Here is a 23,845-nt window from a genome sequence, read left to right as displayed (position 1 = left end):
GTCGGCCCCACCAGGGCGGCCTCTACGATGATCGACCGGAGACAGTGGACGGACGCCATCGACGACCGGATGGCGCGGAGTCATGGAGGATCCTGTGACCGCCGATGCCCCGACGGGCGCCGCCCCGCACCCCAGCGACCGGATCGACACCTCGGTCGCCCACCCGGCCCGCCGCTACAACTACTGGCTGGGTGGCAAGGACAACTTCCAGGCCGACCGGGACTCCGGCGACGCGATGGCCGCGGCCTTCCCGACCGTACGAACCTCCGCCCTGGAGAACCGCCGTTTCCTGCAACGCGCCGTCGCCCACCTGGCCCGCGAGGCCGGCGTACGGCAGTTCCTGGACATCGGCACCGGCATCCCCACGGCCAACAACACCCACGACGTGGCCCAGGCGATCACCCCGCAGGCCCGGGTGGTCTACGTCGACAACGACCCGATCGTGCTGGCCCACGCACGGGCGCTGCTGACCAGCTCGGCCCAGGGCGCCACCGCCTACATCGACGCCGACCTGCGTGAACCCGAGAAGATCCTGCACCACCCCGAACTGCGCCGCACCCTCGACCTGGAGCAGCCGGTCGCCCTGATGCTGGTGGCCATCCTGCACTTCGTGACGGAGGCCGAGGACCCGTACGGGGTGGTCGGCCGGTTGCTCGCGGCGCTGCCGCCGGGCAGCTACCTGGCCGCGTCGCACGCCACCTACGACTACCTGCCACCCGCCGTGGCCGAGGAGGCGCGGGCGGGCAACCGTAACGGCACCCCGCCCGGGATGATCAACCTGCGCAGTCGGGACGAGTTCGCCCGCTTCTTCGACGGCCTCGACCTGGTCGCACCCGGCGTCGTCTCGGTGGCCGAGTGGCGGGCCGAGGCCGAACCGCAGCCCCGGCCCACGGTCGACGAGGTCAGCGTGTACGGCGCGGTGGCCCGCAAGCCCTGACCGGCACCCGGCCGTCGGGCCGGACCGCAGGTGCCCGGCCGTCGCGGTACACGTGCCGGCGGGCCGGCGTCCTCGCCCGGGAGGTGGCGTCAGCGTGACCTCCCGGCCGGGCGGCCGGGACAGCGCGGCGTCCAGGTCGGCGTCGGGACGGTCGAGCACGGCGAGCCGACGGCCCCCGGCCCCCGACCGTCCACGGTGGCGTCGCGCAACGGTTCCCGCAGCATCGACTTGACCGGATACCGCCACAGTTCGGTCAGTCGGGCCGGCACCGGCCCAGCGTACCGGTGGGGTGTCGTCGGTACGCGTGGTCGATTCGTCGTCCGGCTCGTAACTTTGTCGGATGATCCCACGCTCCCTGGCGCTCAGCCCCCGTACGGTCGTCTCCGCCGAGCCCCCCTCGGACGGGCCGGTAGGGTTCGTCACCGGTCTGGTGGAGCGGCTCGGCGGACCCGGCGCGGGGCTGGCGGTGGCGCTGGAGAACCTCTTCCCGCCGATCCCCAGCGAGGTGATCCTGCCGCTGGCCGGCTTCGCCGCCGCCCAGGGGCGGATCAGCCTGGTCTCGGCGATCCTCTGGACGACCCTCGGTTCCGTGGTCGGCGCGTGGGTGCTCTACGGCATCGGCGCGGCGCTGGGGCGGGACCGGATGCGGTCCATCGCGGCCCGACTGCCGCTGGTGAAACTGAGCGACGTGGACCGTACCGAGGCGTGGTTCCTCAAGCACGGGGTCAAGGCGGTGTTCTTCGGCCGGATGATCCCGATCTTCCGCAGCCTGATCTCCATCCCGGCGGGGGTGGAGCGGATGCCGATCATGACCTTCCTGCTCTACACCACGCTGGGCAGCCTGATCTGGAACACCACCTTCGTGATGGCCGGGTTCCTGCTCGGCGACAACTGGCACGTCGTCGAGGAGTACGTCGGGTCGTTCCAGAAGGTCGTCATCGTGGTCTGTGTCGCCGCCGCCGGGTGGTTCGTGGTGAACCGGGTCCGCCGGGCGCGGGCCGCCCGCGCCGCCGCCCCGACCACCGACGCCTGGTCCGCCGACGGCCCGGCCGCCGACGTCCGGTCGGCCGACGCGTCCGGGGGTGACGTCGCGGGGCGGCCGGACGTCGCCGACGGCCCGCCCTACCGGGGGACCGTCTACCGGGGCGGCCTCTGGGGACGCGACACCGACTGACCGGTCGCGGCGGCCGGGTTCCGGGCAGGCCGAATGATCCGTTGCGGCGGCCGGGCCGTACTGCTGTGCGGGGACCGGGACAGGGGAGGCACGATGGCGGAGCCGGGGCAGGAGTACCGTCCGGCGACGGGAGAGCAGCGACCGGTCTTCGAGCCGGTGATCGAGGTGACCGGGGAACCGGTCGAGGCGACGGGGGACGCGGCGTACCGCTCACCCCGGCCCCGGGGCGCGCGGCTGCTGGCCGCCGCCGCGGCGCTGGTGGTCGCGCTCGGTGCGATCGCGGTGGTGGTGACCATGGCGAACCCCGACCGGCTGGGGATCGTCTCCTCCGGTGACCGTACCGCCGCGCCCCCGGCGCAGGCGACCGCCGATCCCGGTGGCGCGGGCGCCGCCGAGGCCCCCGGGCGGACCCTGACCGCGCCGGCCGACGGGTTGCGCCGGGCCACCTTCGAGCTGATGGACGGGGTGACCTCGTTCCGGCTGCGCACCGACGACCTCGGTGCCGACCTGTACCGGATCAGCAGCCCCGCCGACGCCGGACTCACCCCCCGCCCCCAGGTCTCCGGCGACCGGGTGCAACTGCGGGTGACCCGCCGGGACCGGCCCGGCCGGGGCGTCGTGGACGTGACGCTCAACGCGCGGGTGACCTGGCGGTTGCGGCTGATCGGCGGGGTCAGCGACCACGTGCTCGACCTCACCGGCGCGCGGCTGTCCGGGGTGGAGCTGATCGGCGGCGCGGCCCGGATCGACCTGCGGCTGCCGCCGACCACCGGCACCCGCACCGTACGGATGACCGGCGGCGTCAACCAGTTCGTCGTCCACGCCCCCGGCGGCCCTCCGGTCCGGGTCCGCGCCGCCTCCGGCGCGGGCAGCGTCGTGTGGTACGGCGACCGGCGCGACGGGTTGGCCCGGGGCGCGACGGTCGGCTCGCCGAACTGGGACCGGTCACCCGACCGGCTCTACCTCGACCTGGTGGAAGGGGCGAACACCGTCACCGTCGTCGAGGACTGAACCGTCGTCGAGGACCGAACCGTCCCGGGACGGACCCGTCGCGGGCCGGCCGGCATAGAGTCGGGCGGTGGACCGTACCGAATCGTTGCCGGCGCAGACCCGACCACCCGGCGTCGCCCCCGAGGACCCGGGCAGCGTGCTGCTGCCCGGCCACGACGTGCCGCTGGGCCGGTACACCACGGTGCGCCGGCTGCTGCCGCAGCGGGCCCGCCGGATGGTCGGGGCGTGGTGCTTCGTCGACCACTTCGGCCCGGACGACGTGGCGCAGCGCCCCGGCATGGAGGTGCCCCCGCACCCGCACACCGGGTTGCAGACGGTCACCTGGCTGCTCGACGGCGAGATCGTGCACCGGGACAGTCTCGGCAACGTCCAGCCGATCCGTCCCGGCCAGCTCAACGTGATGACCTCCGGGCACGGTATCGCCCATTCCGAGCGGTCCCCGGCCATCCATCCGCCGCTGATGCACGGCGTGCAGCTGTGGGTGGCGCTGCCCGACCCGGCGCGTGCCGGTGCCGCCGGCTTCGCCCACCACGCCGACCTGCCCCGCTGGCGGTCCGGCGACTGGGACCACACCCTGCTCGTCGGCGAGCTGGCCGGCGAGGCGTCCCCGGCGGTGGTGCACACCCCGCTGCTCGGCGTGCAACTGGCGGCGCACGGCCCGGCCCCGGCGACGCCGCGACTGCGACCCCGCTTCGAGTACGCCCTGCTGGCGATGTCCGGCCGGGCCCGGGTGGACGGCGTGTCGCTGGAGCCCGGCGCGCTGCTCTACCTCGGCACGGGGCGGGGCGGGCTGGAGGTGAGCGCCGAGCCGGGCAGCCGGCTGATGCTGCTCGGCGGTGAGCCGTTCGACGAGCCCCTGGTCATGTGGTGGAACTTCGTCGGCCGCTCGCACGAGGAGGTGGCCGCCGCCCGCCAGGACTGGATGGCCGGCCGACGGTTCGGGCGGGTCACCGACGACGCGGCCCCGCCGCTGCCCGCCCCGGACCTGCCGACCGTCCGGTTGAAGGCCCGGGACCGGCGGGGGGACCTGCACGGTTGACCGGCCCGCCCCGGTGGTGTGCTCGCCCACAGTATTTCCAGAATCAGCCGTACGGGTGATGGCGTGGCCTATGATGATCGTGGCAGCGATGCCCACCCGGTTCGGGTGGCCACCCGGCGGTTCGCCGGTGAACAGGCACGCGTGCGCCCCAGGTCGCGGTTCGTGACCCGGGGCGCCCGCCTGTCCGGGGTCAGATGCTCCGCAGGTGCTGCGCGACCCGCTGGTGCTGCTTCTCCCTCGCCTGCTGCGCCCGCCGGGCGGCGTCGACCTCCGGGGCGGGGTCGATCCGGGCGGAGCGGGCCACCTCCGCGTCGTTGGCGTAGTCCACCGGCGGCAGCGCCCGCAACGCCCGCAGCACGTCCGGCGGTGCGCCCTCCCGTTCGGCCTGGCGCACCACGGCCTCCTTCGCCGCCGGGTAGTCCAGGCTGGACAGGTACCGCAGGACATCGGTCCGACTGGCCATCGGTGGGCCTCCTCGCCGCCTCGATCCGGTCACGATCGGCGGCGGTTACCCGCCCGGCGGCCGGTCACGCGCCGACGGGCGGAAAACCCGGGCGGGCCGGGGCGGGCGGCGTCGTTTCCGGGTCGTCCCGGCGGGTAACCGAGCCGCCTCATGTCGAAGGGAGCCCCGCATGAACTACGACACCTTCGTCGACCAGGTGGCCCGGCGGGTCCGTACCGACCCGCAGCGGGCGGTGGTGCTGATCCACGCGACGCTGGCGACCCTCGCCGAACGGTTGACCGGGGGTGAGGTGCTCGACCTGGCGACGCAGCTGCCCGCGCCGCTGCGGCTGGCGCTGCGGCCCCGCCCCGGTACGGAGGCGGCCGAGCTGTTCGGCGCGGCCGAGTTCGTCGCCCGGGTGGCGCACCGGGCCGAGCTGGACGAGCCGGCCGCGCGGGAGGGGGTGCGGGTGGTCTTCGGCACCGTCCACGAGGCGGTCAGCGGCGGCGAGTTCGACGATCTGGTGACCCGGCTGCCCCGCGACTACCGCGATCTGGTGGAGCCGGCGCTCGCCCCCGGCATGGCCACCCCGCGCCGGGCCTGACCCACCGGCCGCGCCCCGGGCGGTGGACCGGGGCACACAGCCGTTGACCAGGGCAACCACGCCGGAACGGGAGTCCGCCCTGACTTGGCGAGTCGTCCGGACCTGGCCTAACCTGGTCGGCACGAGGGGAGTACTTCCCACGAACCATTCCGGTCAGTACGGCGTGCCCCGGGCGCGCCTCGGGTGGTTGCCCACGGCGAACGTGGGTGAAGGAGACCTCGAACATGGCACGGTGTTCGAGGAGGCTCCATGACCGATCTGTCGTACTTTGCTGCCGGTGGGTTGTCGTCGGTCGGCACCCCCACCCTGTGGGCGGTGACCATCGTCGGCGTGCTCGCCCTGCTGGTGCTCGACTTCCTGGTCACCCGACGGCCGCACGAGGTGTCGATCCGGGAGGCGCTGGGCTGGTCGGCGTTCTACATCGCGCTGCCGTTGGCCTTCGGCGGCTGGGTCTGGTACCGCTTCGGCTCCCAGCAGGGCGTCGAGTACCTGACCGGCTACCTGGTCGAGAAGTCGCTGTCGGTCGACAACCTCTTCGTGTTCATGCTGCTGCTGGCCGCCTTCGCGGTGCCCGCCGTGCTCGCCCAGCGGGTGCTGCTCTACGGCATCGCGGGCGCGCTGGTGCTGCGTGCGGTCTTCATCGCCCTCGGCGCGGCGGCGTTGCAGACCCTCGACTTCGCCTTCCTGATCTTCGCCATCATCCTCATCGCCACCGCGGTCAAGCTGCTGCGCGACGCCCTCTCCGGGCACGAGCAGGAGATCGACATCAACAGGATGCGGTCGGTGCGGCTGCTGCGCCGGTTCATGCCGGTGGTCGACGAGTACCACGGCACCCGGATGACGATCCGGCAGCACGGCCGGCGGGCGCTCACCCCGTTCGCCCTCGTGGTGGTCGCGGTGCTCGCCACCGACATCGTCTTCGCGGTCGACTCGGTGCCCGCCGTCTACGGCATCACCGAGGACCCCTACCTGGTCTTCGCCACCAACGCGTTCGCGCTGCTCGGGCTGCGGGCGCTCTACTTCGTGCTGCACGCCGCGCTGAGCCGCCTGGTGCACCTCAGCTACGGCCTGGCGATCATCCTGGCCTTCATCGGCGTCAAGCTCGGCCTGCACTGGGCGCACGGCATCTGGCCGGGCGTGCCGGAGATCCCGACGCTGGCCTCACTCGGCGTGATCATCGGGGTTCTGGTCGTGGTCACCCTCACCAGCCTGCGGGCCACCCGTGACCGGGAGCCCGGCGAGGCCGAGGTCGTCGTCGACAAGCACTGACGGTACGCGACCGGCGGCGGCCCGCGACGGGGCCGCCGCCGTCGTGGCCCGGTCCGCCGGAACCCTCCCGCCCACGCCCGCCGGGTGGTACGACTGACGGGTGGGAATCGTGTCACCGGGCTTCCAGGGCCGCCGCCGGACGACCGACCCGGCCCTGCCGCCGGGGCAGTACCTGACCGAGGACTTCCCGGTGCTGTCCGCCGGGCCGACCCCCCGGGTCCCGCCGGACCGGTGGGAGTTCGTCCTCACCACCGAGACCGGCGACGAGGTCCGCTGGTCCTGGGCGGAGCTGATGGAGCTGCCGCAGGAGACCCCCACGGTGGACATCCACTGCGTCACCCGGTGGTCGAAGTTCGGCACCAACTGGCAGGGCGTCTCGCTGGACGTGCTGCTCGACGGGGTGGACACCGCCGCCGACTACGCCCAGGCCCACTCGTACGGCGGCTACACCACCAACCTGCCGCTGGACGACCTGCGCGACGGGCGGGCCTGGGTGGTGCACGGCTACGACGGCGAACCGCTGCCCGCCGAACACGGCGGCCCGGCCCGGCTGCTGGTGCCGCACCTCTACTTCTGGAAGTCCGCCAAGTGGGTACGCGGCCTGCGGCTGACCGTCGAGGACGAACCCGGTTTCTGGGAGACCGCCGGCTACCACGACTACGGCGACCCGTGGCGCGAGCAGCGCTACCAGGGCGACTGAGGTGACCGGGGCGGGTGGCCGGCTGGCCACGCCGCTGGGCTGGCGGGTGGCCCGGCTGGCGCAGCGCCGGATCGAGACGCCCACCGCGCAGACCCTCGTGCTGTCGGTGCCCGGCTGGCCGGGGCACCTGCCGGGGCAGCACGTCGACGTCCGGCTCACCGCCCCCGACGGGTACCAGGCGGCCCGGTCGTACTCGCTTGCCGGTCCGGCCGACGGCGAGCGGATCGCGTTGACCGTGCAGCGGGTGCCCGACGGCGAGGTGTCGCCGTACCTGACCGACACCTGGTCCGAGGGGGACCCGGTGGAGGTACGCGGCCCGGTCGGCGGCTGGTTCGTCTGGCGACCCGAGCAGACCGCGCCGGTGCTGCTGGTCGCCGGTGGCTCCGGGGTGGTGCCGCTGATGGCGATGGTGCGGGCCCGCCGGGCCGCCGGCAACCGCGCGCCGTTCCGGCTGATCTACTCGGTACGCACCCCGGCGGACGTCATCTACGCCGACGAGCTGCGCACCCGGGCCCGCGACGACCTCGGCCTGGACGTCACCTACGTCTACACCCGCGAGGCCCCCGACGGATGGCGGGGCGAACCGCACCGGATCGGCCTGGCCGACGTGAACACCCACGGCTGGCCGGCGGACCTGGAGCCGCTCTGCTACGTCTGCGGCCCGACCGGCTTCGTGGAGACCGTCGCGGACCTGCTGGTGGGGCTGGGCCACCCGACCCGCCGGGTCCGCACCGAACGGTTCGGGCCCACCGGCTGACCGGCGAGGAGAACCGATGACCGAGATGTCCTACCTGGACGGCAACATGCTCGACGGGCCGCTGCGCGAGCTGCTCGCCGTGGACCTGAGCGCGGCGACCGGGCGGTGCGCGTCCTGCGGCATGGTCGGCCCGATGGCCGGCCTGCGCGTCTACGCCCACGCCCCCGGGCTGGTGGGTCGCTGCCCGGCCTGCGCCGAGGTGATGCTCCGGCTGGTCCGGGCCCCCGACCGCGCCTGGCTGGACCTGCGCGGCGCGACCTACCTCCAGGTGCCGATGCCGCCGACCACGCCGCCGTCCCTGCGCTGATCACGGTGCGGCGGCGACCGACGCCCGGCGCACCAGCGGGCACGGCAGGGCGACGTGCCGGGCCACCCGACGGCGGGCCCCCTTCGGCCGGTCGAGCAGCTCCACCATGGTCTCCACCGCCCACGCGCCCATCCCGTGGTGCGGCAACGCCACGCTGGTCAGGGCGGGGAACAGCCCGTCGGCGATGACCTCCTGGTTGTCGCAGCCGACCACCGAGAGTTCCTGCGGGACCCGCAGGCCGAGTTCGGCCGCCGCCCGGTAGACGCCCATCGCCATCGCGTCGGTGAAACAGAACAGCGCCGTCGGCCGGTCGGCCGCGCCGAGCAGGGCGCGGGCCGCCCGGTGCCCCCCGGCGGGGTCGCCGACGTCGGCGTACACCAGCTCCGGCCGGTACGGCACCCCGGCCGCCCAGAGCGCCTCCCGGTAGCCGAGCAGCCGGCCCCGGGCGGCGGGGACGTCGTCGACGGTGGTGACGAAACCGATCCGCCGGTGTCCGTGGGCGAGTAGTTCCCGCACCGCCGTGGCGGCACCACCGCGCTCGTCCGGCACCACCGAGGGGACCGTGGCGTCGGCGCTGCGGGCGTTGAGCAGCACCACCGGCATCGGGCGCAGCTCGTCGGGGACCCGCACCACCCGGTGGTCCATGGTCGCGTAAAGAACCCCGTCGACCCGGTGCCGTGCCAGGGCCCGGATCTCCCGCCGTTCGACCTCGGGGTCACGGCCGGTGGTGAGCAGCAGCACCCACCCGCGCGCCGACGCGGTCTCCTGCGCGCCCAGGACGAGCCGCCCGGCCTGGCCGGCGGCGGCGACGACGTCACCGAGCAGCCCCAGCGCGTACGACCGTTGCAGCCGCAGCCCCCGGGCCAGCCCGTTCGCCGCGTAGCCGAGCTGGCGGGCCACCGTCTCGACCCGTTCCCGGGTCTGGGCGCTGACCCGGGTACCGGACTTGTTGTTCAGCACGTGGGAGACGGTGGTCACCGAGACACCTGCGGCGGCGGCGACGTCCCGGATGCTCGCCTTCGGTCCCATCGGTTCACCTTCGTGTCGCTCGTGACTCGGCCGTCGGACCCGCCGGCCCGACAACGCTAGCCGAACGGACCCACCGGTGGAGATCACCAACGGCCCCGCCCACGGGATGGTCGCCCGGCGGTGCCGGTGGGTCGCCGGGCGGCGGTCCGGTCCGCCCCGTGCGGCACCGCCCGCCGGGCCCACCGGCGGGCGGCGCCGCACGGCTCAGATCCGGGAGGTGAAGGCGACGAGCACCTGGTACGGCGCGGGACTGCCGGTGTTGTCGAAGCAGATCACGTCCACCGGGGCGTCCACCGCGTACGACCACGGCTGGGTCAGGTTGCAGTAGTTCGGCCCGGTGCCCTGTGCGGTGACCTGCGCGTGCGTCTCCTTCTGCCCGAGCTGCTTGAAGGTGACCAGGTAACGGCCGGCCGGGGCGAGCGGCGCGATGGTGTTGACGCCCACCCCGAGCTGGGAGTTGTCGTTGGTGGGGCCGCCCGCCGCGCTGGCCAGGTGACCGAAGAACGTCGGCGGGGCCAGCGACCCGACCACCGACCGTCCCCGGTGGTAGGAGAGGGTGAAGTCGGTGTTCACGGGCGCGCCGGCCTGGTCGAAGCAGAACACGTAGACCAGCACGTCGGTGCCGGAGGCGCCCCAGCGGGCGACGGTGCACCGGCGCGGACCGGCGTTCGGCTGGATCGCGGTGGCCTGCACGTTGCCGGCCAGCACCCCGGCCAGCCCGACCCCGGGCAGCTTCACCGACCACTGTCCGACCCCGAGCGGGGCCAGCGCGGCGGGGGCCCCGGTCGACACGTACGACTGGACCAGGCCGCTGACCCCGCCCTGGACGTAGGCGTGCGCGGTGCCGGCCGGCAGCACCCCGGAGCTGGCGGTCCACAGCACGGTGAACCGGCTGTCGTCGCGGGTGCCGCCGGGGGCGAAGCACTGCACGTCGACGATCTCGTCGGTGCCCGACTGGAACCAGCGCACCACCGTGCAGTAGTGCCCGGCCCGGTCGACCGGCGTCACGTGCGGCACCCCGCGCGCACCGGCGCCGATCTGCGGGAAGCGCACCTGGAACCGGCCCGGGGCGAGTTTGACGCCGTCGGCCCAGGCGGCCGGGAAGGCGGTCTTCCAGGTGCCCCACTGCCGGCTGGTGTCCAGCACGGTCCAGCTGGTGACGGTGGGGTTGTCGACGTAGGCGAAGCCCCAGCGGTCCGCGGTGGCGGCCGCGGCGGGTGCGGCCGGCGCGAGCCCCACGGCAGCCACCAGGGCGGCCAGTGCGACGGCGACGACACGGCGAACTCTCATCTGTTCCTCCGATCGGTGGTGGTCGAACAGGAACTCAGCGTGAGCGGAAGGCGCGCCCAAAGCAACGGTGTCGGCTACGCGGTGTGACGACAGTCGGGAGCCCGTCACTGATGTATCAAACTGCCCCCGACGGCCTCGTCCGCCGCGCTCCGGCGCGGCGGTGCCGGTGCGACCGACACGTTTGTCGGGCTGACCGCCGGGAAGGGAGCGGACATGACGAAACCTCGGGTGGTGATCGTGGGGGCCGGTTTCGCCGGTTACCACGCGGCGAAGACGTTGCGTCGGCTGGCCGGCGGACGGGCCGAGATCGTGCTGCTGAACTCGACCGACTACTTCCTCTACCTGCCGCTGTTGCCCGAGGTGGCCGCCGGGGTGGTCGAGCCCACCCGGATCTCGGTCCCGCTGACCGGCACCCTGCCCGGGGTCCGGGTGGTCGTCGGCGAGGCCGACCGGGTCGACCTGCGCCACCGCTGGGTCGGTTTCACCAACCCGGAGGGGGAGCGGGGCCAGCTCGCCTACGACCGGCTGGTGCTCTGCGTCGGCAGCGTCAACAAGCTGCTGCCCATCCCCGGTGTGACCGAGTACGCCCACGGTTTCCGGGGCCTGCCCGAGGCGGTCTACCTGCACGACCACGTGGTCCGCCAGATCGAGCTGGCCGAGCAGGCGCAGGACCCGGCCGAGCAGCGGGCCCGGTCCACCTTCGTCGTGGTGGGCGCGGGCTACACCGGCACCGAGGTCGCCGCGCACGGGCAACTCTTCACCGACGCGCTGCACGCCCAACGCCCCCGGTTGACCGTCCGGCCCCGGTGGATGCTGCTGGACGTCGCCCCCCGCGTGCTGCCGGAGCTGGACGAGCGGATGTCGCAGACCGCCGACCGGGTGCTGCGCCGCCGGGGGGTCGACGTCCGGATGGGCACCTCCGTCGCCGAGGCCACCGCCGACGGGGTGCACCTCACCGACGGCGAGTACGTCCCGACCTGCACGCTGGCCTGGTGCGTCGGGGTCCGCCCCGACCCGTTCGTGGCCGAGCTGGGCCTGCGTACCGAGAAGGGCCGGCTGGTGGTCGACGAGTATCTCAACGTCCCCGGCTTCCCCGAGGTGTACGCCTGCGGCGACGCCGCCGCCGTGCCGGACCTGACCCGCCCCGGGCAGCTCTGCACGATGACCGCCCAGCACGCGCAGCGGCAGGGCAAGCTCGCCGCGCACAACATCGCCGCCTCCTACGGGCACGGCCGGCGTCGCCCGTACAAGCACCACGACCTGGGCTGGGTGGTCGACCTGGGCGGAAAGGACGCGGCGGCGAACCCGCTGAAGCTGTCGCTGTCGGGGCTGGCCGCCAAGGCGGTCACCCGGGGCTACCACCTGCTGGCGATGCCCGGCAACCGGGCGCGGGTGAGCGCCGACTGGGTGCTCGACGCCGCGCTGCCCCGCCCGGCGACGCAGCTCGGCCTGGTCCCGGCCCACGCCGTGCCGCTGGAGAGTTCCTCGCCCGAGGTGCCGGTGCGCACCCGCTGAGCCGGTGCCGCCCGGACGGCCACGGGACGCCTGCGAGACCCGGCGACGACCTCCGCCCCGGCTTCACTCCCGTGGGGTGAGGGGTGCTCACCCGCGCGGGACAGACCATCGGGACGACCGGAGGTCTTCCGAGGCACGCGGAAGGGTAGGTCGTCATGAAGAGGATCGTGGAGATTGTCCCGGCCCGTCCCGGTTGGTACTCCCGCTGGCAGGTCGGCCCCGAGGTGACCCGGTGCTACCCGGTGAGCCTCTGGGCGCTGGTGGAGGAGGCCGACGGCTCGGGCCGCGAGGTGGTGGGCATGGACTGTGCCGGGCAGTGGCCCGGCGCGGAGGACAACGAGTCGGGCGGGGGATTCGTCCGGTACCTGTTCCAACTGCCCGATTCCGGTCCTCCGGAGGACGTCGAACCCCCGTCGTCCGCCGCGCCCCGGTCGACCGGGCCGCGCCGGCAACCGGCCGTCGAGGCGCAGGAGGCTGTCGTCAGCGCGTGACGGTGACCCGCCCAGGCCCTCCTCCCGGCCCCCGGCCCCTGGTCCCAGGGTCGGGGGCCACCCCGGCCGGACGGCTCAGCCCACCTCGCGGACGTCGTCGCCGGTGCCGGCCGCCGGCTGCTCCTGCACCGCCAGCAACTCGGCCAAACCGGTGCGGTCGAGCAGCTGCTGGAGCCGGGCGCCGACCCCGGTCAACCGGACCGGGCCGGCCCCGCCCTGGCTGAGCACCACGAACGCGCTGAGCCCCGACGAGTCGCACAGGCCGACCCCGCCCAGGTCGATGATCAGCGTGCGGTGACCGTCCGCGCGGACCCCGGCCGCCGCCTCGACCAGCTCCGGCGCGGTGTCGAAGTCGAGGTCGCCGGTGAGCCGCAGCCGGGCGGTGCCGGCGTCGAGCCGGGTCACCTCGATGGTCAACAGCTGCGGGCGCATGTCCCCATGTTCCCAGCAACGGGTGATCGGGAAACGCCGGGGTTCGGCCGACGCGGTCCCCGCACGCCCGGTACGGGCGGTTCGCCCCGGACCGGGCGTCCCGGTGCCCGGGTTCAGGCGGACGCGGCCGGGCGCTGCGGCGCGGGGGTGGACTGCTGCGGCAACTGACGGGCCAGCAGGCCGGTGACCCCGGTCATGTCGAGGATGGTGGTCAGGAAGCGGGGGACGGCCCGCAGCCGGACCAGCGTCCCGACCCGTTGCCCCTCCCGCCAGGCGTGCACGATGACCGACAGGCCGGTGCTGTCGATGAAGGTCAGCCCGGAGAAGTCGAAGACGATCACCGCAGGGCGCTCCACCAGCACCCGGTCGACCTCCACCCGCAACGGGCGGGAGGTGGCGTAGGCCAGCTCACCGCCGACCGACAGGACCGGCGCCCCGGGGTCGGAGCGGTCCACCGACATGGTCAACGGGGCAGCCTCGGGTTTCCTTCCAGGGGGCACCACAGCACGCCTTTCCGCGAGGGCCGACGGTCGGGCCGGACTACGCCGGATCGTAACAACCCGCCGGTGGACCCGCAGGGATGCGCATCCGCGCAGGACGCCGTGCGGTGGCGGTGACCGCGTTCCGGCGTAGGCTGAGCGGAACAGATTGGAACATACGGCCTACATCCGGGATGCGCCGGATGGCGACAAGGGGAGTGGGGCTCAGCTGGTGAGTGCTGCCGACGTCAGGGGCTTCGACCCGGGCGACGGACGGATCTCCACGCCGAGTGCCGGTCGGGCTGCGGCGCGGTCCGCCGGCGCGCCCACCGGGCTGCCGCCGTTGGCCCCCGACCGGGTCGGCCCCGACCCTGCCCGGCCCGACCCCGTCCGGCCCGATCCGGACCGCGTCGACCCGGCCTGGTCCGAGGTCGTCGAACACTTCCGGGAGGGGCTGGTCGTCTGCGACGCCGACGGGATGGTCCGGCACGTCAGCCCGGTCGCCGCGCGGCTGCTGCCCGAGGTGTCCCCCGGCCGTCCGCTGGCCGCCGCCGGTCTCGCCGTGCTGACCGGGGCCGCCGCCGAGCCCGACGGGTTCGGTCACCACGGCCGGCGGCTGCGCATCCGCCGGGTGCCGCTGTCCGGCTCCCGCAGCTGCCTGTACGTCGAGGACGTCACCGACAGCGTGTCCCGGGCCGACGCGCTGCTCGCCGAGCGGGCCCGGTCGGCCTTCCTCGCCGTGGTCGGCGAGAAGCTGGGCAACCCGCTGCACCCGGACCGGGCCGCCGCCGCCGTGGTCCGGCTCACCGTGCCGACCCTGGCCGAGGTGGCGGTGCTGGTGCTCGCCCCCCGCTCCGGGCGGGCCCGGTGGTGGCGGGCGACCCGGGCCGACGACGAGTCGCCCACGGTGGACAGCGGCATGCTGCCCGCCGCCGCGCTACCCCCGGCGATCGTCGAGGGGTTGTCCGGTGTGGAGCCGCACACGGTCGACTGGCTGGTCGACCAGGCGGTCGAGGCCGGTTGGCTGCCGGGGCTCAGCGCCCGCGAGGTGACCGCCCGGGTGGTCCCGCTGCCCGGTCGGGACGCCCCGGCGGGTGTGTTGCTGGTGGCCCGGCGTACCCGCTGGTACGACGACGCCGACGTGGAGCTGGTGCGGGCCTTCGCCGCCCGGGCCGGCGCGGCGCTCACCACCGCGGTCCTCTACCGCAACCAGGCCGAGGTGGCCGACACCCTCCAGGCCAGCCTGGTGCCGGTGGAACCGGCCGAGGTGGCCGGGGGGCAGTGGGGCACGGCCTACCGGCCCTCCCAGGCGAGCCTGCGCATCGGCGGCGACTTCTACGGCGCGCACCGGCTGGCCGACGGCGGCGCGGTGTTCTTCCTCGGTGACGTCTCCGGCAAGGGGGTGGAGGCGGCGGTCTTCACCGGCCAGCTCCGCCAGTGCCTGCAGGCGCTCTACCGGGTCGAGTCGCGGCCCGGCCGGCTGCTGAAGCTGCTCAACGACGCCCTGCTGGAGACCACCCAGGCGCACGGGCAGGGCCGTTTCGCCACCATGGTGCTCGGGGTGGTCCGCCCGCACCGCGACGGCGGCCTGTCGCTGACCCTGGCCGGTGGCGGGCACCTGCCGCCGCTGGTGCTGCGCCACGGCGGCGAGGTGGAGACGGTGCCGCTGAGCGGCATGCTGATCGGCGTGGTGCCCGACCCCCGCATCGGCGAGGTCACCGTCCGGTTGGCGGTGGGGGAGACCTGCCTGCTCTACAGCGACGGGGTGACCGAGGCCCGGGGCGGTCGGCGCGGCGACGAGCAGTTCGGTCAGGACCGGCTGGTCCACGCCGTCACCGGCTGTCACCGGATGCCCGCCGCGGCGCTCGCCGAGCGGGTCGAGCAGGTCACCTGCGACTGGCTGGCGCACGGCGACCACGACGACATCGCGGTGCTCGCCCTGCGGGCCACCGGGCCGGGTGGCCGCCCCCGGCGGCACCTGCACTCGGTGCCGGCCGTGCCGGGCCCGGCCGAGGAGAGGACGTCCCGACCGTGACCGCCCCGACCGTCCCGGCCGACCCGTACCGGGCCTTCGGCGACTTCCTCGCCTGCCTGGAGGAGGCCGACGAGTACGGCGCGATCGAGGTCGTCACCGGGCTGCTCGACGCCGGCGTCCCGGCGGAGCGGGTGCTGCTCGACCTGGTCGCCCCGGCGCAGACCGAGGTGGGCGAGCGGTGGGCCCGCAACGAGTGGAGCGTGGCGCAGGAGCACGCCGCGACGCACATCAGCGAGCGGGCGGTGGCGGCGGTCGCCGGGTACGCCGCTCCACGTCCGACCCGGGGACGGATCGTGGTGGCCTGCATGGACGGTGAGTGGCACGCCCTGCCGCCCCGGCTGGTAGCCGAGGTGCTGCGGCTGCGCGGCTGGCAGGTGACCTTCCTGGGCGCCAGCGTGCCGGCCGCCCACCTGGTGTCGTACCTGCACCGGCACGACGCGCACGCGGTCGCGTTGGCCTGCGCCCTGCCGATGCGGTTGCCGCAGGCACACCGGATGATCGAGGCGTGCCGGCGTTCGGACGTACCGGTGGTGGTCGGTGGCCGTGGGTTCGGCGCGGACGGCCGGTGGGCCCGGCGGCTCGGGGTCGCCTGGGCGCCGGACGCCCCGGGCGCGGCCGATCTGGTCGCCGACGAGCGGGCGCTGCGCCGGGTGCCCCCGGCCGACCTCGCCCACCTCGCCGACGACGAGTACGCCAGCCTGGTGAAGCGGCGCGGCGAGCTGATCGACTCGGCGGTGGCGGACCTGCGGGCCCGGATGCCGGCGGTCGGGGACTACACCCCGGCGCAGTGGGACGCCACGACGAGCGACCTGGGGTACATCGTGGACTTCCTGGCCGCCGCCCTCTACGTCGACGACGCGGAGCTGTTCACCGACTTCGTGACGTGGCTGGTGGCGATCCTGACCAGCCGGGGGGTGCCGGCCGGGTCGGTCGCCTCCACCCTGGGGCACTACGCGCGCATCCTGCGGGACTTCCCCCGGGCGGGGCGGTTCCTGGCGCTCGGCGCGGCGGCGACCGTCGCGTCCGGCGGGGTGCGGCACTGACGCGCCTTGCGGGCCCCCGGGGGAGCGCTGCGTATACTTGCTGCACTGCAAGGGTCTGCCTGTGGTGGGAGCGAGAGGGACGATGTTGACCTTCACCGTGACGCACGCCGAGCGGGACGGTGGCGGCGTGTGTCTGCGGCTCGCCGGTGAGCTGGACCTCAGCTCGGCCGGGGTACTCAACACCGAGATCGACCGGCTCGCCGCGGGCGGCCAGCGGCACCTGCTGCTCGACCTGACCGAGCTGACCTTCTGCGACTCCACCGGCATCGCCGCCTTCGTCCGGGGGGACAACCTCGCCGCAGCCCGGGGTGGCTGGCTGCGGCTGTGCGGGGCGACCGGCCGGGTGGACCGGGTCCTTCAGATCACCGGCCTGGCCGACGTGCTGCGCTATCAGCCCGACACCGCCGACCCGCGGTCGCCGTCCGCCCGGTGATGGGCTAAATTTCCCCGCCAGCGGGTGACCGCGCAGTTCCCGCTCCGCGGGTGACCGCGTTCGGTCAGGCCGCCAACGGGGTACCGAGACCGTCGTCCCCCGCTCGCCGACACAGACAGGTTGGACCCATGGACCGAGGCGCCACGAACCCCGTCCGCATCCTGGTGGTCGACGACGACCCGGGTGACGTGCTGATGATCGAGGAAGCCCTGGCGGACTCCGGCATCGCCAAGGTCATCGACGTGGTCGGTGACGGCCAGGAGGCGATGGAGTTCCTGCGGCAGGAGGGCCGGCACGTCGACGCCCGGCGGCCCGACGTGATCCTGCTCGACCTGAACATGCCCCGGATGGACGGGCGGCAGGTGCTCGGCGAGGTGAAGCAGGACGACGACCTGCGCACCATCCCGATCGTGGTGCTGACCACCTCCAACGCGGACACCGACATCGTGGGCAGCTACAGCCTCCAGGCCAACGCCTACGTCACCAAGCCGATCGACCTGGACGACTTCAACGACGTGGTGCGCCGGATCGACGAGTTCTTCGGTCGGGTCGTGGTGCTGCCCAAGCGTTCCTGACCGCCCGGGGTGTCCCGGCGCGTCGGGTCCGTCCCGGTCGTCGGCCCGAAGAGCCGCCCCGCAATTGCTGAACATTTTTCTCGAACCGCCCCGGGGGTCGTCGGCTGCCGCGAGGATCGAGCTGGGACAGACGTACCAGCTTCCTGGGGGGCGACACGTATGAGGTTCTCCGTCGTTGAGTCCGGCTACGACCGGCGACAGGTCGATTCCTGCCTGGACGAGCTCGGAGTCCGGTTGACCCGGCTCGCCGCGCGGGCGGAGGTGATCGCCGGCGCGGGGCGGGACTGGGACCAGATCCGCCAGGAGACCACCCTGCTCCTGGCGATGGTCGACCGGCGGCGGGCCGACGCCGACCGGGGCCCGGCCCGGCCGGCGGCCCCGGGTGCGGCCGACGAACTGCTGGCCCGGGCGCGGGCCGAGCTGGACGCCGCCCGGGAGGAGGCCCGGCAGTTGCGCGAGCGGGTGTACGCCGAGGCGGTGCAGGCCCGCCGCGAGTTCGAGGCGTCGCTGCACGAACGGCGGCACCGGGCGGCCCGGGTCGACCAGCTCCTGACCGGGCTGAGCGTCGAGACGGTGCCGGTCGACACCCCGACCGCCGCCGCCGGGGGTGTCCCGGCCACCCGGGTCGCCACCGGCACCGACGAGGTGACTGTCGACCAGCCCGAGCCGGGCACCCGGGTCGCCTGAACCACCAGGCGGGGCCGGGTCAGGTCAACGCGTCGACCACGGTGGTGGCCCGGTCCTCGTGCCGCGCGTACGCGCCGGGGTAGGCGGAGATCTGCACGGCCTGCGCGGCGGCGGTGATGCTGAGCTGCCGCCAGCCGGGGATCTCGGCCAGCGCGGAGTAGAACGCCCGCGCCGCGTAGGCGGGACGCATCAGCTGGGCGACCGTGCCCCAGCCGCTGCTCGGGCGCTGCTGGAACAGGCCCACCGAGTCGTGGTCCGAGCCGCTGCCCTGGTGCGGGTGGTCGTACGACTCGGGCAGCACGTCGCTGGCGAGGTTGTGCAGGTCGCTCTCCTGCATGGCGGTGGCGACGGCGACCACCAGGCCCCGGCGCGGCACCCCCAGCTCGACGCCGACCTCGACGATCACCTGGGCGTTGGCCATCTGCACCGGGGTGAGCCCGGCGACCGGGCGGGGCCGGGCCGGCTTGGTCGGCTTCGGCGCGGTGCTGCGGGTGGCCGACGGGCGGGGGCTGGCCGGCAGCGGGCTGGCCGGCAGGGCGGTCCGCTCCCGGGCCCGGGAGGCCCGCTGCTCCTCGGAGGCCCGGTCGGCCAGCACCTCCTGCACCGGCCGGGGCTGCCGGTCGACCCGGTGGGTCCCGGCCAGCGCGACGAGCCCCAGGCAGCAGGTCACACCCCCGGCGAGGGCGATCCGGGCGGGGGTCGAGGCGAGCGCGGCGCGGGCGCCCCGTCGGGGTGGCTCCGGCGCGCGGTGCCGGCCGATCCTCCGTTCGTCCGAGGCCACCGGGGTCGAAGGGGTGGCCGGGCGGTTCCGGGGCGGCTGCGGCGCGGCGGTCTCGTCGGGGTGCACCCGACGAGGTTAGAGAGGTTTCGGCCACGGACCGGCGGTGGTATGGGTGGCCTACGCCACAATCGGCCGGAATCCGCCCGGATATTCCCCCCATGCCCCTGTCAAAGCCGTGAACGACGCATGTCGTTCGTGTCGGCCATCGCCGTCATATCGTGATGGAGCGGGCAGGCTTCGGCCCTCGCGGGCCGCAGGCGGGGCATCAGCCGAACGGCGGAGGCGACGACCCGCCGTCCCGGCGGGGCCGCCTCACCCGGACGTGGCGGGGCCGCCGGCTCAGTGCCGGCCGTTCTCGGCCGCGCTCACCGTCAGCCGGTGCCGGCTGCCGTCGTCGCTGGAGAACGGCCACAGCCGGTCGGCGTACGCGACCAGCTCGGCCAACTGCTCCCGGCTCAACCCGGCCGACGAGATGCTGGCGTGCACGTCGGCCCGGTACCGGCCGTCGTCGTCGCGTCCCAGCTTCGCCTCGGCGGTCACCTGCACCGTGTGCGCCTCGTCGGTGATCTCCCCGGCCGCCTCGACCGCCGCGTGGTGCAGGCAGGAGGCGAAGGCGGCGGCGAGCAGCTGCTCCGGGGTCAACCCGGTGCAGTGCGGCGCGAGCGGCGACGCCAGCGCGGTGGACAGCTCACCGTCGTCGGTGCGTACGTGCCCGCCCGTGGCGGTCGCGCTGGCCTCGTGCAGCCAGGAACTCGGATCCGGCATCGCGTTCCCCCCTCATCCGTCGGCCGGATTCCCGGCCACGAACGGGTGAAACGCCCGGGACACGCCGCCGGCCGGGATCAGACCTGTCCGGTCCGGGACCAGTCGGGCAACGCCACCGCCTCGGTCGCCTCGGCGGCCGCCCGTTCGGTCCACGGCGACACCGGCGCGGTGCGGGGCCGGGGCACCGAGGCCAGCATCGGCACGTAGACCCGGGCGTCGACCACCTCCGCCAGCTCCAGGGCCGCCACCAGACTGCCGGGCCGCTCGCGCGGATCGTCGGCGAGGCAGCGCCGGCACAGGTCGGCCACCTCGGGCGGCAGCCCCGCGACCGGCGGCAGCGGCTCCGGCGTGATCTTCCGGCGGGACCCGACCAGCTGGGTGGCGGTGGTCCCCGCCGCGTACGGCAACTTCCCGGTGAGGCAGTAGTAGAGCAGCACGCCGACGGCGTACATGTCGGCGGCGGGGGTGGCCGGCTGCCTGTCGAACTGCTCCGGGGCCAGGTACGCCGGAGTCCCCACCAGCATGCCGTCCGGGCTGTGGTCGGGGGCACCGGCCGGGGTGGCGATACCGAAGTCGAGCACCTTCGCCCCCGACGGGGTGAGCATCACGTTGGCCGGTTTGACGTCGCGGTGCACGATCCCATGGGCGTGCGCCGCGGCGAGCGCGGCGGCCACCTCGGCGCAGACCCGGACCGCGATACGCCAGTCCAACGGGCCGGCCCGCAGGTGCGCGGCGAGGGTCTCGCCCTCCACCAACTCCATCACGATGTACGGCATCTCCCGGCCCGGCAGGGTCGTCGAGGTGCCGAAGTCGTGGACGCTGGCCACGTTGGGGTGCACCAACCGGGCGGCGGACCGGGCCTCGGCCCTGATCCGCTCGACCGAGGTCTGCTCGCCCCGGTGGGCGGGGGACATCAGCTTCACCGCGACCGGCCGGTCCAGGACGATGTCGTGGGCCCGCCAGACCTCCGACATCCCACCCATGCCGATGCGCTGTTCGAGCTGGTACCGCCCGGCCAGCGTCCTCATCGACCCGCTCCCGTCCATGCCGACCGCGTCGCCGGGGTGGCGATGGCGCTGTCGAGCCGGTACCCGGCCGCTGCGCTGGGCAAACCGTGCCCGCTGCGCCCCGCACCCTGGTGGACCCGGTCGAGCGACCCCGGCCCGGTCCCGGGTGCGGTAGCTTGCCGTCAGTGGCCCGCGCGACCGCCGGCCACCGGAGGGAGGCCCCGATGGGCGAGGTGACCGTACGCTTCGTCGGCGGGCCGGCCCACGACCTGGTCCGTACCCTGCCGGCCGACCCGGCGGGGACGCCGCCCGCCCGCTGGGTGCTGCGCCACCCGGACACCCCGCCGGCCCCCGGCGGGGGCGGCCCCGACCACCTCTACCAGCGGGACCGGCCGGCCGGCGACGGCCACTGGACGATGTCGTTCGTGCACACCTACCCGACCGGGGTGGGCCAGTAGTCACCCGGTCGGCCGGGCCGCGCTCCCGGAACGGCCCCCCGACGCCGCCCGGCCCGGTACGGTCGAGCGGGGCCGCCGCACCCGCACAGCGGGCACACAGGATGCGCATAGGTCAGCGCCAGTAACCGGTCCCACGATGGGGGCATGGTGACCGACGGGCAGACCGCACCACACCGGATCGAGTTGCGCCGCCCCGACGGCGAACCCGTCCGGGTGCTGGTGGTCGACGACGAACCCACCCTGACCGACCTGCTGTCGATGGCGCTGCGCTACGAGGGGTGGCAGGTGCGCAGCGCGGGCAACGGGATGGCGGCGCTGAGCGCGGCCCGGCAGTTCCAGCCCGACGCGGTGGTGCTCGACGTGATGCTCCCCGATCTGGACGGCTTCCAGGTGCTGCGCCGGCTGCGCGAGCAGACCCCGACCGTACCGGTGCTCTTCCTGACCGCCCGCGACGCGGTCGAGGAACGGATCGCCGGGCTCACCGTCGGCGGCGACGACTACGTCACCAAGCCGTTCAGCCTGGAGGAGGTCATCGCCCGGCTGCGCGCCCTGCTGCGGCGTACCGGCTTCGCGGTGACCGCCCGGGAGGAGGCCGTGCTCACCGTCGGCGACCTCACCCTCGACGAGGACAGCCACGAGGTACGCCGGGGCGACGACCTGATCACCCTGACCGCCACCGAGTTCGAACTGCTGCGCTACCTGATGCGCAACCCGCGCCGGGTGCTCAGCAAGGCGCAGATCCTCGACCGGGTGTGGAACTACGACTTCGGCGGGCAGGCCAACGTCGTCGAGCTGTACATCTCGTACCTGCGTAAGAAGATCGACGTGGGACGGGCGCCGATGATCCACACCCTGCGCGGCGCCGGTTATGTCCTCAAACCCGCGCCGTGACCGGCCCGACCGGCTGCGTCGCTGGTGGGCCGGCTGGTCGCTGCGTCGTCGGCTGGTGCTCGCCGTGGTGGCGCTGCTCGCGCTGGTCAGCATCGGCATCGGCGGGCTGACCACGGTCGCGCTGCGGCACTTCCTGATCAGCCAGGTCGACGACCAACTCGCCATGGGCGACCGCCGCCACGACAGCAGGTTGCCCTGGGAACGGGCCCCGGATCAGCAGCGGCCCCTCGACCAGGTGACGAGCCGGCAGCCCGAGCCGCCACCGACCTTCCAGGTCGGCTCGATCGGGGTCCGGGTCACCCCACAGGGGGAGACCGTGGCGCGAATCCGGACCAGTTTCTCCGGCCCGACCGAAGCGCTCAGCGCCGCCGAGGCCGCCCCGCTGACCGGCCTGCCCACCGACCACAGGCCGCGCACGGTGGACCTCGGCGACCGGGGCGACTACCGGGCGGCGGCCCGCCAGCTCCCCGACGGCGACATCCTGGTCTTCGCCATCCCGCTCGACGTGGTGCAGGAGACGGTGTGGTGGATGGTCGTCGCCCAGGCCGGCGTCGCCGCCGCCGGCCTGCTCGTCGCCGGCAGCCTGGGCGCGTTGATCGTCCGGGTCACGCTGCGCCCGCTGAACCGGGTGGCGGCCACCGCCGGGCGGGTCGCCGAACTGCCGCTGGACCGGGGTGAGGTGGCGCTGTCGGTACGGGTGCCCGCCGCCGACACCGACCCGCGTACCGAGGTGGGGCAGGTGGGCGCGGCGCTGAACCGGATGCTGGGCCACGTCGCCGCCGCGCTCGCCGCCCGGCAGGCCAGCGAGACCCGGGTACGCCAGTTCGTTGCCGACGCCTCGCACGAGCTGCGCACCCCGCTGGCCGCGATCCGGGGCTACGCCGAGGTGGCCCGCCGGGGCCGGGACCGGGTGCCCCCGGACGTGGCCCACGCGCTGCGCCGGGTCGAATCGGCCAGCACCCGGATGACCAGCCTCGTCGACGACCTGCTGCTGCTGGCCCGGCTGGACTCCGGCCGACCGCTGGCCACCGGGCCGGTCGACCTGACCGCGCTGGTGGTCGACGCGGTCAGCGACGCGCACGTGGCCGGCGACGAACACCGGTGGCAGCTCGACCTGCCCGACGAGGCGGTGGAGGTGCCCGGCGACGCCGTCCGGCTGCACCAGGTGGTGGCGAACCTGCTCGCCAACGCGCGGGTGCACACCCCGCCCGGCACCACCGTCACCACCCGCATCGCCCCGGTGCCCGACGCGGTGGAGCTCAGCGTCACCGACGACGGTCCCGGGGTGCCCCCGGAACTGCGCGACGAGGTGTTCGAACGCTTCGCCCGGGGCGACAGCTCACGGTCCCGGCAGCACGGCAGCACCGGCCTCGGCCTGGCCATCGTGGCCGCCGTGGTGGAGGCCCACCACGGCACCGTCGAGCTGGAGAGCCGGCCGGGCCGCACGGTCTTCACCGTCCGGCTGCCGGCCTCCCCGACGCCCCCGGACCACGCCGCGCCGGCGCCGCCGGATTCCACAGCCCACGCATAGCTCGGTCATGGGGCCGCCCCAACCCGCTCGTCGAGGCTGGCCGCATGGACAGAACCGAGAGTCTGCTGACGACGCCGGCCAGCCCGCCGGACGACACCGCGACCGCACCCGCATCGGGTCCGCCCGCCGCGGCGGGCGCACCGCCGGCCCGCGCGGCGTCGCC

The 23,845-nt window shown here is 74.6% G+C and carries 28 protein-coding genes; 19 read left to right on the top strand and 9 right to left on the bottom strand.

The window, feature by feature from the left end; translation table 11 throughout:
- Positions 1-82 precede the first annotated feature (82 nt).
- Entirely contained in the window at positions 83-937 is an 855-nt protein-coding gene (locus H1A17_RS16240) for an SAM-dependent methyltransferase (protein WP_194822246.1), read from the top strand.
- 89 nt (positions 938-1,026) lie between these two features.
- Here the strand turns inward: H1A17_RS16240 and H1A17_RS16235 are convergent, their stop codons facing one another.
- Positions 1,027-1,206, bottom strand: a complete 180-nt coding sequence (locus H1A17_RS16235) for a hypothetical protein (RefSeq protein ID WP_194822245.1) — start codon at positions 1,204-1,206, stop codon at positions 1,027-1,029.
- Between the two features lie 71 nt (positions 1,207-1,277).
- On the opposite strand from H1A17_RS16235, the gene H1A17_RS16230 reads away from it, so the two are divergent.
- The 3 genes from H1A17_RS16230 (at position 1,278) to H1A17_RS16220 (ending at position 4,161) form a co-directional block, all read left to right on the top strand.
- Positions 1,278-2,111, top strand: a complete 834-nt coding sequence (locus H1A17_RS16230; RefSeq protein WP_145920396.1) for a DedA family protein — start codon at positions 1,278-1,280, stop codon at positions 2,109-2,111.
- Positions 2,112-2,204: 93 nt separating this feature from the next.
- On the top strand, positions 2,205-3,122 hold the full coding sequence (locus H1A17_RS16225) for a cell wall-active antibiotics response protein (RefSeq protein ID WP_228543645.1): 918 nt from the start codon (positions 2,205-2,207) through the stop codon (positions 3,120-3,122).
- A gap of 67 nt (positions 3,123-3,189) precedes the next feature.
- Positions 3,190-4,161, top strand: coding sequence for a pirin family protein (locus H1A17_RS16220; RefSeq protein WP_194822244.1), 972 nt, complete (start codon positions 3,190-3,192; stop codon positions 4,159-4,161).
- 190 nt (positions 4,162-4,351) lie between these two features.
- Here the strand turns inward: H1A17_RS16220 and H1A17_RS16215 are convergent, their stop codons facing one another.
- The gene (locus tag H1A17_RS16215) at positions 4,352-4,624 is read right to left on the bottom strand and encodes a DUF2795 domain-containing protein (RefSeq protein WP_145920394.1); all 273 of its coding nucleotides are present in this window, start codon (positions 4,622-4,624) and stop codon (positions 4,352-4,354) included.
- Positions 4,625-4,793: 169 nt separating this feature from the next.
- On the opposite strand from H1A17_RS16215, the gene H1A17_RS16210 reads away from it, so the two are divergent.
- From H1A17_RS16210 to H1A17_RS16190, 5 genes are all read left to right on the top strand, one after another.
- Complete coding sequence (locus H1A17_RS16210) at positions 4,794-5,207, top strand: DUF2267 domain-containing protein (RefSeq protein ID WP_194822243.1); 414 nt, start codon at positions 4,794-4,796, stop codon at positions 5,205-5,207.
- A 249-nt stretch (positions 5,208-5,456) separates the two neighbouring features.
- Complete coding sequence (locus tag H1A17_RS16205; RefSeq protein ID WP_145920392.1) at positions 5,457-6,476, top strand: TerC/Alx family metal homeostasis membrane protein; 1,020 nt, start codon at positions 5,457-5,459, stop codon at positions 6,474-6,476.
- Between the two features lie 100 nt (positions 6,477-6,576).
- Positions 6,577-7,176 carry a sulfite oxidase-like oxidoreductase gene (locus tag H1A17_RS16200; protein WP_145920391.1) on the top strand — a complete coding sequence of 200 codons (600 nt, stop codon included), beginning with the start codon at positions 6,577-6,579 and terminating at the stop codon, positions 7,174-7,176.
- Between the two features lies 1 nt (position 7,177).
- Positions 7,178-7,933 carry a ferredoxin reductase gene (locus tag H1A17_RS16195; protein WP_194822242.1) on the top strand — a complete coding sequence of 252 codons (756 nt, stop codon included), beginning with the start codon at positions 7,178-7,180 and terminating at the stop codon, positions 7,931-7,933.
- A 16-nt stretch (positions 7,934-7,949) separates the two neighbouring features.
- Positions 7,950-8,240: a DUF6510 family protein gene (locus tag H1A17_RS16190; RefSeq protein WP_145920389.1), complete on the top strand. Its 291-nt coding sequence runs from the start codon at positions 7,950-7,952 to the stop codon at positions 8,238-8,240.
- Here H1A17_RS16190 and H1A17_RS16185 read toward each other — a convergent pair whose 3' ends face one another.
- Positions 8,241-9,269, bottom strand: coding sequence for a LacI family DNA-binding transcriptional regulator (locus H1A17_RS16185; RefSeq protein WP_145920388.1), 1,029 nt, complete (start codon positions 9,267-9,269; stop codon positions 8,241-8,243). It abuts the gene before it with no gap.
- Positions 9,270-9,473: 204 nt separating this feature from the next.
- Positions 9,474-10,559 carry a hypothetical protein gene (locus tag H1A17_RS16180; protein ID WP_145920387.1) on the bottom strand — a complete coding sequence of 362 codons (1,086 nt, stop codon included), beginning with the start codon at positions 10,557-10,559 and terminating at the stop codon, positions 9,474-9,476.
- A gap of 213 nt (positions 10,560-10,772) precedes the next feature.
- Here H1A17_RS16180 and H1A17_RS16175 point away from each other — a divergent pair, with 213 nt between their 5' ends.
- Positions 10,773-12,074, top strand: coding sequence for an NAD(P)/FAD-dependent oxidoreductase (locus H1A17_RS16175; RefSeq protein WP_145920386.1), 1,302 nt, complete (start codon positions 10,773-10,775; stop codon positions 12,072-12,074).
- A gap of 155 nt (positions 12,075-12,229) precedes the next feature.
- Entirely contained in the window at positions 12,230-12,565 is a 336-nt protein-coding gene (locus H1A17_RS16170) for a hypothetical protein (protein ID WP_228543644.1), read from the top strand.
- Positions 12,566-12,640: 75 nt separating this feature from the next.
- Here H1A17_RS16170 and H1A17_RS16165 read toward each other — a convergent pair whose 3' ends face one another.
- Both H1A17_RS16165 and H1A17_RS16160 read right to left on the bottom strand, forming a co-directional pair.
- Positions 12,641-12,997: an STAS domain-containing protein gene (locus H1A17_RS16165; RefSeq protein WP_145920385.1), complete on the bottom strand. Its 357-nt coding sequence runs from the start codon at positions 12,995-12,997 to the stop codon at positions 12,641-12,643.
- A 113-nt stretch (positions 12,998-13,110) separates the two neighbouring features.
- Positions 13,111-13,458 (bottom strand): STAS domain-containing protein, encoded by a 348-nt coding sequence (locus H1A17_RS16160; protein ID WP_194822256.1) that lies wholly within the window; start codon positions 13,456-13,458, stop codon positions 13,111-13,113.
- A gap of 250 nt (positions 13,459-13,708) precedes the next feature.
- Here H1A17_RS16160 and H1A17_RS16155 point away from each other — a divergent pair, with 250 nt between their 5' ends.
- From H1A17_RS16155 to H1A17_RS16135, 5 genes are all read left to right on the top strand, one after another.
- The gene (locus H1A17_RS16155; RefSeq protein WP_194822241.1) at positions 13,709-15,511 is read left to right on the top strand and encodes a PP2C family protein-serine/threonine phosphatase; all 1,803 of its coding nucleotides are present in this window, start codon (positions 13,709-13,711) and stop codon (positions 15,509-15,511) included.
- Positions 15,508-16,554 (top strand): B12-binding domain-containing protein, encoded by a 1,047-nt coding sequence (locus H1A17_RS16150; protein WP_145920383.1) that lies wholly within the window; start codon positions 15,508-15,510, stop codon positions 16,552-16,554. The genes H1A17_RS16155 and H1A17_RS16150 overlap by 4 nt, the downstream gene beginning before the upstream one ends.
- Positions 16,555-16,636: 82 nt before the next feature.
- On the top strand, positions 16,637-16,987 hold the full coding sequence (locus H1A17_RS16145) for an STAS domain-containing protein (RefSeq protein WP_228543643.1): 351 nt from the start codon (positions 16,637-16,639) through the stop codon (positions 16,985-16,987).
- A gap of 128 nt (positions 16,988-17,115) precedes the next feature.
- Entirely contained in the window at positions 17,116-17,562 is a 447-nt protein-coding gene (locus H1A17_RS16140) for a response regulator (RefSeq protein ID WP_088645276.1), read from the top strand.
- 159 nt (positions 17,563-17,721) lie between these two features.
- Positions 17,722-18,249 carry an ATPase gene (locus H1A17_RS16135; RefSeq protein ID WP_145920382.1) on the top strand — a complete coding sequence of 176 codons (528 nt, stop codon included), beginning with the start codon at positions 17,722-17,724 and terminating at the stop codon, positions 18,247-18,249.
- A 19-nt stretch (positions 18,250-18,268) separates the two neighbouring features.
- Here the strand turns inward: H1A17_RS16135 and H1A17_RS16130 are convergent, their stop codons facing one another.
- From H1A17_RS16130 to H1A17_RS16120, 3 genes are all read right to left on the bottom strand, one after another.
- Entirely contained in the window at positions 18,269-19,096 is an 828-nt protein-coding gene (locus H1A17_RS16130) for a hypothetical protein (protein WP_168222513.1), read from the bottom strand.
- A 273-nt stretch (positions 19,097-19,369) separates the two neighbouring features.
- A complete protein-coding gene (locus tag H1A17_RS16125) occupies positions 19,370-19,795 on the bottom strand; it encodes an OsmC family protein (RefSeq protein ID WP_145920381.1) in 426 nt (141 codons plus the stop codon).
- 77 nt (positions 19,796-19,872) lie between these two features.
- Positions 19,873-20,823: a serine/threonine-protein kinase gene (locus tag H1A17_RS16120; RefSeq protein WP_145920380.1), complete on the bottom strand. Its 951-nt coding sequence runs from the start codon at positions 20,821-20,823 to the stop codon at positions 19,873-19,875.
- A 203-nt stretch (positions 20,824-21,026) separates the two neighbouring features.
- Between H1A17_RS16120 and H1A17_RS16115 the strand changes: the two genes are divergently transcribed.
- The 3 genes from H1A17_RS16115 (at position 21,027) to H1A17_RS16105 (ending at position 23,682) form a co-directional block, all read left to right on the top strand.
- Positions 21,027-21,260, top strand: coding sequence for a hypothetical protein (locus H1A17_RS16115; RefSeq protein WP_194822240.1), 234 nt, complete (start codon positions 21,027-21,029; stop codon positions 21,258-21,260).
- Positions 21,261-21,404: 144 nt separating this feature from the next.
- Positions 21,405-22,151: a response regulator transcription factor gene (locus H1A17_RS16110; protein WP_088645272.1), complete on the top strand. Its 747-nt coding sequence runs from the start codon at positions 21,405-21,407 to the stop codon at positions 22,149-22,151.
- Complete coding sequence (locus tag H1A17_RS16105) at positions 22,129-23,682, top strand: HAMP domain-containing sensor histidine kinase (protein ID WP_145920378.1); 1,554 nt, start codon at positions 22,129-22,131, stop codon at positions 23,680-23,682. The genes H1A17_RS16110 and H1A17_RS16105 overlap by 23 nt, the downstream gene beginning before the upstream one ends.
- Positions 23,683-23,845: the final 163 nt, after the last annotated feature.

It is taken from the genome of Micromonospora sp. S-DT3-3-22 (genome assembly GCF_015354745.1).
Lineage (GTDB): Bacteria > Actinomycetota > Actinomycetes > Mycobacteriales > Micromonosporaceae > Micromonospora > Micromonospora wenchangensis.
The sequence above is the reverse complement of the archived record's forward strand: the minus strand, read 5'-3'. Positions and strand labels throughout refer to the sequence as shown.